The organism is Arthrobacter sp. NPDC058130, from assembly GCF_042884475.1.
Classification (GTDB): domain Bacteria; phylum Actinomycetota; class Actinomycetes; order Actinomycetales; family Micrococcaceae; genus Arthrobacter.
On the sequence record NZ_JBHVTV010000013.1, the window covers coordinates 95,142 to 108,552 of the forward strand.

At 66.5% G+C, this 13,411-nt stretch carries 8 protein-coding genes and 1 tRNA gene; 4 read left to right on the plus strand and 5 right to left on the minus strand.

All coding sequences use genetic code 11. The features are described from left to right. Positions 1-74 precede the first annotated feature (74 nt). The 5 genes from ACFVTM_RS18990 to ACFVTM_RS19010 form a co-directional block, all read right to left on the minus strand. Complete coding sequence (locus tag ACFVTM_RS18990; RefSeq protein ID WP_390205468.1) at positions 75-4,646, minus strand: ExeM/NucH family extracellular endonuclease; 4,572 nt, start codon at positions 4,644-4,646, stop codon at positions 75-77. 387 nt (positions 4,647-5,033) lie between these two features. Then, positions 5,034-5,837 carry a VOC family protein gene (locus ACFVTM_RS18995; protein ID WP_390205470.1) on the minus strand — a complete coding sequence of 268 codons (804 nt, stop codon included), beginning with the start codon at positions 5,835-5,837 and terminating at the stop codon, positions 5,034-5,036. A 234-nt stretch (positions 5,838-6,071) separates the two neighbouring features. Beyond that, entirely contained in the window at positions 6,072-6,899 is an 828-nt protein-coding gene (locus ACFVTM_RS19000; protein WP_390205472.1) for a glycosyl hydrolase, read from the minus strand. A 68-nt stretch (positions 6,900-6,967) separates the two neighbouring features. After that, entirely contained in the window at positions 6,968-8,296 is a 1,329-nt protein-coding gene (locus ACFVTM_RS19005) for a hypothetical protein (protein ID WP_390205473.1), read from the minus strand. A 227-nt stretch (positions 8,297-8,523) separates the two neighbouring features. Further along, positions 8,524-8,611 (minus strand) — tRNA-Ser (locus ACFVTM_RS19010). A gap of 161 nt (positions 8,612-8,772) precedes the next feature. Here ACFVTM_RS19010 and ACFVTM_RS19015 point away from each other — a divergent pair. The 4 genes from ACFVTM_RS19015 to ACFVTM_RS19030 all read left to right on the plus strand — a co-directional run bounded on the left by ACFVTM_RS19015 (position 8,773) and on the right by ACFVTM_RS19030 (position 13,174). Then, complete coding sequence (locus ACFVTM_RS19015; protein ID WP_390205474.1) at positions 8,773-9,756, plus strand: NAD(P)H-quinone oxidoreductase; 984 nt, start codon at positions 8,773-8,775, stop codon at positions 9,754-9,756. A gap of 174 nt (positions 9,757-9,930) precedes the next feature. Continuing rightward, a complete protein-coding gene (locus ACFVTM_RS19020) occupies positions 9,931-10,467 on the plus strand; it encodes a PadR family transcriptional regulator (RefSeq protein WP_390205475.1) in 537 nt (178 codons plus the stop codon). Positions 10,468-10,614: 147 nt separating this feature from the next. After that, positions 10,615-12,969 (plus strand): carbon starvation CstA family protein, encoded by a 2,355-nt coding sequence (locus ACFVTM_RS19025; protein ID WP_390205477.1) that lies wholly within the window; start codon positions 10,615-10,617, stop codon positions 12,967-12,969. 13 nt (positions 12,970-12,982) lie between these two features. After that, the gene (locus ACFVTM_RS19030; protein WP_390205478.1) at positions 12,983-13,174 is read left to right on the plus strand and encodes a YbdD/YjiX family protein; all 192 of its coding nucleotides are present in this window, start codon (positions 12,983-12,985) and stop codon (positions 13,172-13,174) included. The last annotated feature ends 237 nt before the right edge of the window (positions 13,175-13,411 follow it).

The following is a 13,411-nucleotide window of genomic DNA, read 5'->3' on the forward strand; positions in this document are numbered from 1 at the left end:
GCAGAGGACTGCTGGTGCTTATGTCCGGTGCTGCGGGCCAGGGGTGGGCATGTCCAGCGGGTGGGGCTATGCGGCTACCCCTTCAGGCACTTCTGGTACTGGATCCACGCAATCGAATACCTGATCCAGCCGAAGACGTCGTACCACTTCTTCGGCGGGACCGGTGCGGTGCAGGTCGGCGGGACGGGCGTGCCGGCCGCGACCTTCACCGCCGCTTTCACCACGGTGCCGGATTCGACGGCGGTGAGCGCCAGGGTGCCCGTGCCCGCGGCGGCTCCGGCGGGAACCAACACGCTCACCGTGGCGGCGCCGGCGGTCACCGGAGCCGTGCCAAGGGACGTCACGGTACCGGCGGCATCCGTGAACTCGACGCGCAGCGAGGCATTCACCGGGCTGCCCAGCGAGGTGAGGTCCAGCTTCGAGACCGCCAGGGACATGGATTCCCCGCCCTTGACCTGGGCCGCCGTCGAGTTCACAACGGCCACCGAGCGGCGTGCGAAATCGGGCGAGACCGGGTTGTGGGCCTGCAGGTACTTGATCCATGCGTCGCGGTCCACGAGCCCGGAATCCTTGGTGCTGGCGCCATCCTTGAAGATGCGGAAGTTGTCGCCACCCGTGGCCAGGAAGTTGAACGTTCCGATCCGGTAGGACTTCGCCGGGTCGATCACAGCACCGTTGACCCGGATCGAGGTGATGCGGTCGCCGGCGGCGCGGGCGGCGTCGTAGGTGTAATTCACGTTCTTGGACAGGCCCAGCTGCTGGTAGGCGCGGCTGGGAACCGTGCCGTCCGGGTTGGTCTGCCACTGCTGCTCCAGCAGGGTCTTGAACTGCGCGCCCGTCAGGGACGTGGTCCACAGATTGTTCACGAACGGCAGCACCGCGTTGGCCTCGGCGTAGGTGATGGTGCCGTCCGGTGCGTAGTACAGCTCGTTGCGCAGACCGCCCGGATTGACGACGCCGATTTCGGCGGCGCCGAGTTCCGGCGCCTTCAGCGCATCCACCAGGGAGTCCGCCACCAGGTTGCCGAGGGTGGACTCGCTGGACCGGTCATCGCGCACGGCCGGGGAGCCCGCGAACGCCGTCGTGATGTCCGCCGTGACCTTGCCGACAGGTTGGTTGCCGACCACAGCGGCGTCGGCCAGGGCCTTGTCCACAATGGTCTTGACGGCCGCGACCCGGGGGTACTGCGCCACGAGATCGGCGGCGGGCTGCGCGGCACTCGTGGTGCGCTGGACGTTGCCGGCCTTGTAGCCGGTGACGGACATGGTCTTGGTGTCGATGGTCAGCTGGATCTGGCCGATGAACTCGCCGTAGTTTCCGGTCTGGACGATCGGGCGGGTCTTGCCGGTGGGCTGGCCGAACGAATCCAGGACCGGGGCGTCCCAGGAGTACTGCTTGTGGGTGTGGCCGTTGAAGATCGCGGCAACATCCGGGGTGACCTTCTGGACCATCTTGGCGAAGGGTCCGCCGGCGGCGATCTCCTGCTCCAACGTGGCGCCGTCGGGCGCGCCGGACCCGGCGCCGTCGTGGTTCTCCACAATGATGACGTCGGCCAGCTTGTCCGCCTTGATCTTCGCCGCGACCCGGTTGATGGCGTCGACGGGGTCACCGAACTCAAGGTCCGCGATGCCCGACGGCGTGACCAGGGAGGGCACTTCCTGCGTGACAGTGCCGATCACGGCGACCTTCACACCGTTCATGTCCAGGACCGTGTACTCGGGCAGGACCGGTGTGGTGGTGCCCTTCGTGTAGACGTTGGCGCCCAGGTACGGGAACTTGGCGTTGGTCCCGCCGGCGGTGACGCGGTCGCGCAGGTCCGCCCAGCCGCCGTCGAACTCGTGGTTGCCCACCGCGGATGTGCGCAACTCCAGCGCGTTCAGCACGTCGATGGTCGGCTGGTCCTTGGCGAAGGCCGAGGCGAACAGTGAGGCGCCGATGTTGTCGCCGGCCGAAATGAACGCCGTGGCGCCCGGGGCGGCGGCGGCACGCAGCTTCTCGATGGTCCCCGCGAAGAACACGGTGTTGGAGTCGATGCGGCCGTGGAAGTCGTTGATGCCCAGGAAATTCAGTTCCACACTGGCCGGGGTGACCGGTAAGTTCAGGCCCACCACCACCGGATCGTGGTCGCTCGCCCGGAACTGGTCCGGAGCGTAGTAATCGGTGACGTTGTTGTTGTAGCGGCTGTACTCCAGTGCCACGGACTCCACGGAGTTGATGTTCCAAATGTCAGCGCCGGTCACGGCGGCGTTGGCCGCCGGCGAGGCGAGAATGTGGTCCAGCGAGCCCACAAGGCCGCCGAAGAGGTAGGAATGCTTGGCGGAGCCGTCGGCGTTTTTGGCCTTGTCATCCTGGTTGACGTACCCGGCGCCCGTGAGGACGTTGATCGGGTCCTCCTTGGCATAGGAGTTGAAGTCACCGATCAAGAAGACCTTGTCCGTGCCCTTGGACTTCTGCAGTTCGTCAGAGAACGCCAGCAGTGACTTGGCCTGGGCGGTGCGGGCGAGGTTCGAGGCGCCCTGGCCCTTGTCGGTGTCCTCCGGCGTGGCGGCCGAGCCCTTGGACTTGAAGTGGTTGGCGATCGCGATGAACTTCTTGTCATCGGAGGCGCCCACGGGCTTGAAGACCTGGGCCATCGGCTTGCGGGCGCTGGCAAAGGCGACAGTGTCGTTGTGGATGATGGACTCGCCGATTGGCTCCGCGGCGGCCTTTTTGTAGATGAACGCGGTGCGGATCATGTCCTCGTCGGCCAGCGGCGGTGCGTTGGCGGGCGTGCGGACGTAGTCCCAGATCCCGGGGGTGGCGATGTTCAGCGCATCCACCAGCTTGGCGAGCGCATCGTCCCGGTTCTTGCCGAACTGGGCCGAGTTCTCGACCTCCATCAGGGTGACGACGTCGGCCCCGGACTTGGAGATGGCGGCGACGATCTTGTCCTGCTGCCGTTTGAGGTTCTCCGCGTTCGCGGCGCCGCGGACGTCGCAGCCGCCGCTGACGGTGATGGGGTTGCCCGCCCGGTCGTTGTAGAACTTGCAGCCCGGAACCTGGTCGCCGGTGGTGGGGAAGTAGTTGAGCACGTTGAAGGAGGCGAGTTTGAGGTTGCCTCCGACGGCGGCCGGGGCGTCCGCGCGGGTGGCGCCGAAGCTTGCGGGCTGCACGGCGTCCGCGTTGGCGGCCGTCAGCTGGGTCAGGGGCTGGAACTTCCAGGCGCTGTTCGCGTAGCTGAGCACCACGTTGGTTTTGAATGTCACCGGTGAGCCGACCCGCACGGGGTCCGCCGTGGTCAGGTACGGGAGCACCTGGGCCTTGGTGGCGGCGTCCTTGAGGAAGTTCGTGGTGGCGCCGTCGTCGAGCTTGATGCCGCGGGCGGCATTCGCGGCCACAGTCGCGGTGTATCCGGCGGAACCGAACGGCGCGACGGCGGTGGGCTGTTCCAACGCGGCGGTGCCGCCGGCCAGGCCGATCTCGCCGTACTGGTTCAGCGAGAAGTTGTCCGCCACGGTGACCGGGCCCTGCGGGGTGAGCAGCATGCCCTCGAGGGACTCACGGAAGGCCTCATCGGCGGGGAGCGCGAAGCCGGTGGCCTTGACCTCGGGGGCGGCCTCGGTGAGCTTCTTCAGATCGGCCGCCGCGGCAACACTCACCTGGGTCATGCCGAAGAATTCGCTGACGGCGCCGGTGAGCTCGACATAGTCGCCGATCCTGACGGAGTCCACCGTCGACGGCGAGTAGACGAACACAGCGTCCGACGCCGCGTGGTTGGCCGGCGTGAGATCGCCGCCTGTGCCGGGGGTCTGGATGTAGTAGCCGGCAAAGCCGCCGGTGGGGAACGTCGCAGTGACCCTGCCGCGGGTAGTGACCGATGATCCGGCCAGCGGGCTCGCGGCGCCGGTGCCCTGGATTTCGGCGATGGTCTTGCTGGCGGGGAGTGTGCCGGGGCCCGGGTCCACTGGCGGGTCGACCGGCGGGTCGACAGGGCCGGGACCCGCGCCATTGGCGGTCTTCGGCGTGATGGCAGCGTTGAGCGTGACGTCGGCGGAGTTGTTGTTGGTGTCCGCACCGTTGCTGCGGTTCAGGCTCTTGACGTCGGTGTTGCCCGACGGCGCAGCGGCGGCCTGGGCCTCGAAGGTGTTTGACGTGCCGTAGCCGAGCAGGTCCGCGACGTTGGCCGGTTCTATGACCGAGCCTGTTGACAACGGGTTGAGGGCGGCAGCCTGTTTGGCCAGCACGATTGTGCCGCCGGCCCCGGCCGGGTTGAACCCGGTGGCGGTGGCGTCCGCGGCGGGCAGCTCGGCGCCGGCCGTGCCGTTGCTGCCGCCCTTGAGCAGGTAGTAGCCCTTGGCGGGGATGCTGCCGGACAGGGCTGCCACCGAGCTTGGCGCCACCGCCGCCGTGGCCGAGCGGTACTGAAGGGACCAACCGTCCAGCGAGACGGGCGCGTCGGAGCCGTTGTAGAGCTCGACGAACTTGTTCTTGAAGGCCGCGCCGGAGCTTCCGCCGCTGAGGTAGGCCTCGTTGATGACCACCGGCGAGGTTCCGGTTGCTGCCGGCGAGGCCTCCGTGGCATTGGCCGGCACGGCCGCCAGCGGAGCCGCTATGAGCGCCGCCGATACGGCCGTGCCCAGCACTGTTTTCCAGGGTGTTGGTTTCATCCGCTCTAACTCTCATTAGGGTGCCCCGGGTAAGGGCAGTGCAGTTAAATGGCAGAGTGCAGTGCGTCCGCAGGGTGCAGCGGACAGTGGCCGGCCTGAACTCCTGGTCAAGTCGCGCCGGGCCCATCCAAACAGGGGTGAATGAACAACGTATGGATTAAACGTGCATTCGGCGGGACGTCCCCCAGCGAGACGAACCGCAGCCTTCCCGGAGCGGCTCGAGAGCCCCGGGCAACGGTGACTGGTGATGCGGGTGAGCGGTGTCCGGGTGCCTCCACCGGACGCTCCACAGCAGAATACCGGCCAGTAGCCCTTGGGGAAGGGTCTGGCCGGTATTTCCTACAACAATTTTTGTAATTATCTGGGCAGGGCCGTGGCCCTGGCAGGTTAAGCGTCGGCGGCGGGCTGGTTTCCCTGTCCGGTGTCAGCCACGATCTTGAACATCGCGCCCGTCGGATCGGCCAAAGTGGCGAGCCTGCCGAAGGGAGTGTCGTCGGGGCCATCGATCACCTTGGCGCCGAGGGACACTGCCTTCTCGATCGTGGCGTCGGCATCCTCAACGGCGAAGTAGACCTGCCAGTTGGACGGGACCTCGGCCGGGAGGTAAGCCGAAGCGTCCATGATCCCGGCCTTGGCAGCCTCCCCGGCGCCCAGTGTGGTGTAGCGGAATTCCGGGGTGTCGCTCATGACATCGGTGTCCCAGCCGAACACGTCCTGATAGAACTTGACGGCGGTGGCGTAGTCCTTGGTGTGGAGCTCGTGCCAGGCCGGGGCGCCGGGCTCGGCCGCCAGTTCATACCCCTTCATTTCGGCAGGCTGCCACACGCCCACCGACGCGCCGGTGGCGTCGGCGATCATGGCCATGCTGCCCTGCTCGGGGACATCCATGGGCTGCATGTAGACCTGGCCGCCGTGCTCGGTCGCGGCCTTGACGGTGGCCGCGGCGTCCTCCGAGCGCAGGTAGGTGGACCACATGTCCGGCCACGCGCCCTGATCTTCCTGCTTCTGCATCAGGCCGGCCACGGACTTTCCGTCCTTCCAGGCCGTGATGTAGCCGCCGTATTTTTCTTCATCGCCGGTTTGGTACGTCCAGCCAAACAGTGCACCGTAGAACGACTTGGCCTTTTCGGCGTCGGAAGTCATGAGGTCGATCCAGCACGGTGCGCCGTTGGAGTGGTCGGGTGTAGGCATGGGAGCTCCTGCTCTCTGTGGCGGCTCAGCCATGCAGGCGCGGCCGCCGGACTCTGTGTTTGATGGAGACGGTTTGCTGGAGGCTGTTTGGTAGAGACTGTTGGTGGAGACTGGGTGGGGACACAGAGAGACTATGACGGGGCACGGACAGTTTCAATGGGGAGGCGTCCGTCCGTGGCGTAATTCAGCGGAGTGCTGTGGGCGGACTGCTGAAGGCTTGCGCACAGCATGCGTCTAGAGCGATGCGTAGAGCCTGCCCGTTGAGGTCATGGTTCCGTCCAGGTTGAACATGGATGACGTGCCCATGATGGGATCGGTGATGGGACGGACCTTCCAGGCGAACCGTTCCACGTACGGCATTTTGCGCATGCCGGCCACGGTCTCGCGCATGAACTTCTCCACCATGGGGCGTGTGTAGATGCTCTTGCGCGTCTTCGTGGCCTTCCAGTCGGCGACGGCGTACTCGGTCACCCAGACGGGGCGCTGGTACTTCTCGTGCAGGGCGGCGACCTTGCGGAGGAAGCTGTCGGAGTTGGGCCAGGCGTAGCAGTGCATGGTCATGAAGTCGACGCGGAGGTTCTCCCGCTTGGCGCGGAGCATGAACTGCTCCAGCCAGGGCGAAGTCGAGCTGACGGTAGCCGGAGATCCCAGCCGCAGGCCTGTGGTCTGCAGCAGCGGCCACAGCCGGACAGCCTCATCGACGGACATGTTGGCCTGGTCGGGGTGGTCGGGTTCGTTGAAGCCGAGGAGGTTGCTGGTTTTGGTCTGGGGCAGTTCCCGGTTCACAAAGCCGAGAGCGTCCTGTTGGAGCAGTCGCCTGGCGTCTTTGATCATCGGGACGAAGGGTTTGCCCGTGTACGTCCGGGTTGCCTGCCAGGTGTAGTACCAGTCGGGGTTGAGGCCCCTGATCTGCCGGAAGGCCAGTGCGTCGCTGCCGCCGTTGGATACGCCTTTCAGCGCCCGGGCAGGAGTGGCAGCCTGGGCCGACCCGGCACCGGCAGCGATGGCGCCCGGGACCGCCAGGGCAGCCAGCGGGAGTGTGAGAAATTGTCGGCGTTCCATGTGTTCCTTCATCAGGTCGGGGCGTTGCCCGGGCCGCGCCGCGTGGCGGGCCCGTGTCGCTTCGGAGGCTAGCTTTTGTAGGCCGGATAGCCGGCGCGCAGCACGGCCAGGGCGGCGGTGTACCTGGCGCCGGCTGCCGCGAAGTCCGTAACGGTGGCCGCCAACCGGGCCTCGTTCCCGGCGACGGTCCGGGCATACTTGTTGCGAAGCGAGAGCGTGCTGGCCTTGTAGCCTGCTTCAGCCTTGGCATAGGCTTCCCGCAATTCGGCCTTCTTGACCGCGTAGTCGGCCTGGGACTTGGCATACGCGTCGCGGAGCGCCGCGATTCTTGCGTCGCGGGCAGGAGCTTCCTTGGCATAGGCCTTCTTCTGCCGGTCCCGGGCCGCCTCGTAATCGACTTTGGACTGGGTGTAGGCGACCCTGAGGGCTTCGATGCGGTCACCCTTGGCGCGGTATTCGGCGTCGTGTTGAGTCTTCAGCTGGGCTTTGGTCGCTACGTAATCTTCCCTGGATTTGACGTAGGCGTCCCGCAAAACTTTGATGCGGGCGTCCCTGGCCGGGGCTTCCTTGGCGTACGCCGCATTGAGGGCCGCGAGTTCGGCTTCGTAGCTGGCTACCGCCTTCGTGTAAGCCTCCCTCAAGGCATTCTTGGCGGCCATCGTGGTCGCAGCGGCATAATCCCGGGCATAGGCAACCTGCTTGGCGGCGCGCGCGGCTTTCGCTTTCGCAACGGCGGCGTCGTACGCCCCTCGCTTTACCCCGTAGTTCGCCATTTCGTTGGCGACGGCCTGATCAAACGCCGGCTTCCTGCGGTTGTTCGCTTCGGTCAGGTCGGAGACGATTTTGGAGTAGTCCTGGGTCTTGCGGTCGAAGGTAGCATTTTCGGCCGCGACGGCGGCGTCGAGGGCCGGCCGTTTCTTGTCCTGGGCCGCGCTGAGCGCTTCCAGGGCTTTCGTGTTAGCCGCAGCCTTGAGTCTGTAGGCTGCCTTTTCGGCTTCGACGGCTTTGTCGAGGGCCGGCCGTTTCGTGCTGTTCGCCGTGGTCAGCGCGGCGGACGCCTTCTGGTAGTCGGCGGACTTGGTAGCGAAGCCGGCTTTCTTGGCCGCCAGCGCTTTGTCCAGATTGGGCCGCAGGTTCTGCTGGAACGCCCTCTCGGCGGCTTGCCCGTCAACGAAGCGCTGCGCGGCGGCCTGGTAGTCAGCGGCCAGGATGGTGAAGGCTGCGTTGTAGGCGGCTCTGGTCATGGGAGCGCCGGTGAGCGCGGCCGCCGTGCGTGCGGGGCTGCTTGCGGCCGTTTGGGTGGCAGCGTTGGCCGCCGGAGCCACCGCCGCGGCACCAAAGGCGAGTGCAAGGCTGAGGCCAAAGATGCTGGTGATACTGGTGGTGGTCTTGTTCACGAGGCTGATCGTACAGGACCGCTTTGCCATTTCCGGGCCAGGATGCTAAGGGTGAGCCAAGACTGCGCTGATCTTGCGGAAAGCAGGCGACCGTCGGTCACAATTCGGCGCAAAGGCGGACTGCGGGGACGAGTGAGGCCGGCTGCGGCAATCTCTCGATTGTCTCAACCGGCCTCTGCACTGCCTCAAGCTGCACCAATTTCGAACCGCACAAACTGGCGCTCTCGCGGAAGGTAAGAGATTCGAACTCTTGGTACGGGGTCACCGCACACTGGTTTTCAAGACCAGCTCCATCGGCCGCTCGGACAACCTTCCCTAACGAGTAGTCTTTCATAGGCGGTCGGCTGCCACAAAAACCAAGAAAAACCGTTCGCTTGCGGACGCGTGCAACTCCCCGCCATATTCTGGGGAGTGTTGATAGGACCTGGTGACCGCGGCGAACGTGCGCGGAGCCAGTTAGGAATCGGGAGTACTCCATGAAGGCTGTCTACATCTCAGAGCCCGGCGGACCCGAGGTCCTGGAAGTCCGTGAGGTCCAGGCCCCCGTGGCCGGACCCGGCGAGGTGCTGATCGACGTCGTGGCCGCTGGCCTTAACCGTGCGGACGTGCAGCAGCGCAAGGGGTTCTACCCGCCGCCCCCGGGCGCCTCCGAGATCCCCGGACTGGAAGTCTCCGGCAGGATTGCCGGCTTCGGCCCGGGCGTGACCAAGGCATTCTCCGTGGGAGACAAGGTGGTGGCGTTGCTCGCCGGCGGCGGCTACGCCCAGCAGGTGGCCGTGCCCGCGGGACAGGTTCTGAGGATCCCCGACGGCGTGGACCTGGTCACGGCGGCATCGCTGCCCGAGGTCGCGGCGACGGTGTATTCCAACCTGATCATGACGGCGCAGCTGCAGCCGGGCGAAACTGTCCTCATCCATGGAGCCACGGGCGGTATCGGCACCATGGCCATCCAACTGGCCAAGGCCGTCGGTGCCCGGGTGGCCACGACGGCCGGCAACGCGGAGAAGATCGGCACGGCCAGGGCCTTCCTCGGCGCTGACATCGCCATCAACTACGCGGAGGAAGAGTTCCCGGCGAGCCTGCGCGCGCAGAACGGCGGCAAAGGCGCCGACGTCATTCTCGACGTCGTCGGGGCCAAGTACCTCGAGCAGAACATCGATGCGCTCGCCGACTACGGGCGCCTTGTGGTGATTGGGCTGCAGGGCGGCGCCAGGGCGGAACTGGACCTTGGGCAGCTGCTGCGGAAACGGGGCGCCATCATCGCCACCGCGCTGCGTCCGCGCCCGGTCGAGGAAAAGACCGTGATCATGAACGCCGTCCGCGACGCCGTGTGGCCGATGCTGACCGATGGCAGGATCAGGCCCCTCGTGGCCAAGACCTTCCCGCTGGACCAGGTCGCCGCCGCGCACACCTACTTCGATTCCGGCGATCACGTGGGCAAGGTCCTCTTGGTCATGTAGCGGCCGCCGCGGTACCGAACTGCCTAAGCCGCAGGCCGGAGGCGACTTATTCCGTCCGGAGCATGCGCTGTTTTGCGGCATGGGCGGCAATCACGATAGGTTGGGTCTATACGCGGTATACACGCGTCTTGGGGCGCGTGTATGCTGTGTGGTTTCCTGACCTCCGGGAGTGCCATGTCTATCCGCCACAGTCTCCTTGCCCTCTTGCAGGACCGCCCGCGCTATGGCTACCAGCTCAGAACAGAATTCGAGGACCGAACCGGTTCCTCCTGGCCGCTGAACATCGGGCAGGTCTACACCACCCTTGACCGGCTGGAACGCGACGGTCTGGTCCGCAACGACGGCGGCGACGGCGACGGGCACGTCATCTACAGCATCACCCCTGCCGGCCAGGCTGAAGTCAGCGACTGGTTCGCGGCCCCGGTGTCCCGCGCGAATCCGCCCCGCAATGAACTGGCCATCAAGCTCTCCCTCGGCCTCACGATTCCCGGAACCGACGTCGGCGCCATCATCCAGGCCCAGCGGGCCGTCTCCGTCCGCGCGCTGCAGGACTACACCAAGTCCCGCCGCGATACCGCCGGGCTCCAGCGCCCTGCCGACACGGCCAGACTCCTGGTGCTGGACTCCCTGATCTTCCAGACCGAGGCCGAAGTGCGCTGGCTGGACCTCTGCGAGGCCCGCATGATGCAGCTCAGCAACCTCCAGAGGTAACCGGCCGACCGCTCGTCGCGCCATCAGGGCCGCCTGGCGCAGGACCGACTCCAGATCGCGGCCCCATTGGTAGGGTGCGTGGGGCAGTTCTGTACCGGTGGACTCTGTACCGGTGGACTGCCCAGCTGGGTTTCTCAAGGAGGAGACATGGGCACAATGCCAGATGGCACACAAGGCGACGGCACACAACGCGACAACACAAACAACAGCACCTACAGCAGCACGCGCGGCACCGCACAGCTCGACGACGGGATCGATCCGGACCCGTCCCTCCCGCCGACGTCGGTGGATGAGTCGGTCCGTGATTCCGCGGACCGCACCTGGACGCCCGCCAAGATCGCGCTGTGGGCGGCCATAGCGCTGCTGGGCGGCGTCGCCTGGTTCATGCTCGCGATCATCCGTGGCGAGACCGTCAACGCCATCTGGTTTGTGTTCGCCTCGGTCTGCACGTACCTGATCGGCTACCGCTTCTACTCCAAGGTCATTGAGCGCTACCTGCTCAAACCCAACGACCGCCGCGCCACCCCGGCCGAATACAAGGCCGACGGCAAGGACTACGTCCGCACGGACCGCAACGTCCTGTTCGGCCACCACTTCGCCGCCATCGCCGGCGCAGGTCCCCTGGTGGGCCCCGTCATCGCGGCGCAGATGGGCTACCTGCCCGGCACGATCTGGATCATCATCGGCGTCGTCCTCGCGGGCGCCGTCCAGGACTATCTCGTCCTGTTCTTCTCCATGCGCCGCGGCGGGCGTTCCCTGGGCCAGATGGCCCGCGAGGAACTCGGCGTGATCGGCGGTACCGCCGCCCTGATCGCGACCCTGCTCATCATGGTGATCATCGTCGCCATCCTGGCCCTGGTGGTCGTCAACGCCCTCGGCGAAAGCCCGTGGGGCGTCTTCTCGGTAGGCATGACCATCCCGATCGCCCTCTTCATGGGCGTGTACCTGCGCTACATCCGGCCGGGCAAGGTCATGGAGGTCTCCCTCATCGGCTTCGTGCTGCTCATGGCCGCCATCGTCGGCGGCGGCGCGGTGGCAGGCACCGAATGGGGTGCCGCGTTCTTCCACCTGGACAAGGTCACCATCGCGTGGGGCCTCATCATCTACGGCTTCATCGCGGCGATCCTGCCGGTCTGGCTCCTCCTGGCGCCCCGCGACTACCTCTCCACCTTCATGAAGATCGGCGTGATCGTGATGCTGGCCCTGGCCATCATTGTGGTCCGCCCGGAGATCACCGTGCCGGCGTTCAGCGAGTTCGCCAGCCGCGACAACGGTCCGGTGTTCTCCGGCGCCTTGTTCCCGTTCCTCTTCGTCACGATCGCGTGCGGCGCCCTGTCCGGGTTCCACGCCCTGATCGCCTCCGGCACCACGCCGAAACTGATTGAGAAGGAACGCCAGACGCGCCTGATCGGCTACGGCGGCATGCTCATGGAATCCTTCGTGGCCATCATGGCCCTCGTGGCCGCAATCTCCATTGACCGCGGCATCTACTTCGCCATGAACGCCCCGGTGGCGCTCACCGGCGGGACCGTCGAGACCGCGGCGGCGTGGGTCAACAGCCTGGGCCTGTCCGGGGTCAACATCACGGCCGGCGATCTGGCGCAGACGGCCAAGGACGTGGGGGAGCAGAGCATCGTGTCCCGCTCGGGCGGTGCGCCCACCCTCGCCGTCGGCCTGGCCCACATCATGCAGCAGTTCATCGGCGGCACCGCGATGATGGCCTTCTGGTACCACTTCGCCATCATGTTCGAGGCCCTCTTCATCCTCACGGCGGTCGACGCCGGCACCCGGGTTGCCCGGTTCATGCTGCAGGACTCGATCGGTAACTTCGTCCCGAAGTTCAAGGAGCACTCCTGGCGTCCCGGCGCCTGGCTCTGCACCGCCGTCATGGTGGCGGCCTGGGGCGCGGTCCTGATCATGGGCGTCACCGACCCGCTGGGCGGCATCAACACCCTGTTCCCGCTGTTCGGCATCGCCAACCAGCTGCTCGCGGCCATCGCCCTCTCGGTCTGCCTGGCGATTGCCGCCAAACGCACCGCCCTGAAGTACCTGTGGATCGCGGCCGTGCCCCTGGCGTTCGCCGCCGTCGTGACCATCACGGCGAGCTTCTACAAGATCTTCTCGCCCGTTCCTGCGGTGGGGTACTTCGCCAACAACGCAGCCTTCGCCAAGGCGCTGGCGGACGGCAAGACCTCCTTCGGAACCGCCAAGACCCAGGCCGCCATGGAGGCCGTGGTCCGCAACACCATGATCCAGGGATGGCTGTCGATCATCTTCGTGGTGCTGAGCATCATCGTCATCATCACCGCAGTCATGGCGACCATCAAGGCCCTGCGGAACACCGCGGCGGGGCTCCCCAACGTCGAGCATGAAGACCCCGCCAGGGCCTCCCGCGTCTTCGCCCCCGCAGGTTTCGTTCCCACAGCGGCCGAACGCGAACTCGTGACCGAGTGGAACCAGCTCCCGGCCGGCGAACGGTTCGAAAAGTCCGGGCACCACTGATGCGGAACCTGACGTGAACGCGGTACTCGCCGGGTTCCGCGGATTCGCCGGGTACCTCGGCGGAGTCCTGGGCGCCGACGCCTACAAGAAGTACCTGCAGCACCACGAGGCCTCCGGGCACACCAGCCCGCCCCTGACAGAACGGGAGTTCTGGCGTGACCGGACCGACCGGCAGGACACCTCGCCCCAGGGGCGGTGCTGCTGAACCGGTGCTGCTGAGACGGCGCTACTGAGTCGGTGCCGCTGAGTGGGTGCCGCCCGACGGCGACGCCGAGCGGACCAGGGTGAGGGCAGAATGCCGCTGACCTGCGAAGAAACTGGACTTCGGCCCGGGCCGGGGAGGGGCGGCGGGGGGCCCCAAAGTTTTGGGCCGCGCCCCCCCCCGCCAGCGGGCGCCCCCCCCCCCCCCGCGGGCGCCGGGGTGTATTTATCCCGGAGGGAA

What these genes read in the sequence shown, in the direction of transcription:
- ACFVTM_RS18990 (WP_390205468.1), bottom strand. Translation starts at nt 4,646, where the DNA reads ATGAAACCAACACCCTGGAAAACAGTGCTGGGCACGGCCGTATCGGCG.
- ACFVTM_RS18995 (WP_390205470.1), bottom strand. Translation starts at nt 5,837, where the DNA reads ATGCCTACACCCGACCACTCCAACGGCGCACCGTGCTGGATCGACCTC.
- ACFVTM_RS19000 (WP_390205472.1), bottom strand. Translation starts at nt 6,899, where the DNA reads ATGGAACGCCGACAATTTCTCACACTCCCGCTGGCTGCCCTGGCGGTC.
- ACFVTM_RS19015 (WP_390205474.1), top strand. Translation starts at nt 8,773, where the DNA reads ATGAAGGCTGTCTACATCTCAGAGCCCGGCGGACCCGAGGTCCTGGAA.
- ACFVTM_RS19020 (WP_390205475.1), top strand. Translation starts at nt 9,931, where the DNA reads ATGTCTATCCGCCACAGTCTCCTTGCCCTCTTGCAGGACCGCCCGCGC.
- ACFVTM_RS19025 (WP_390205477.1), top strand. Translation starts at nt 10,615, where the DNA reads ATGGGCACAATGCCAGATGGCACACAAGGCGACGGCACACAACGCGAC.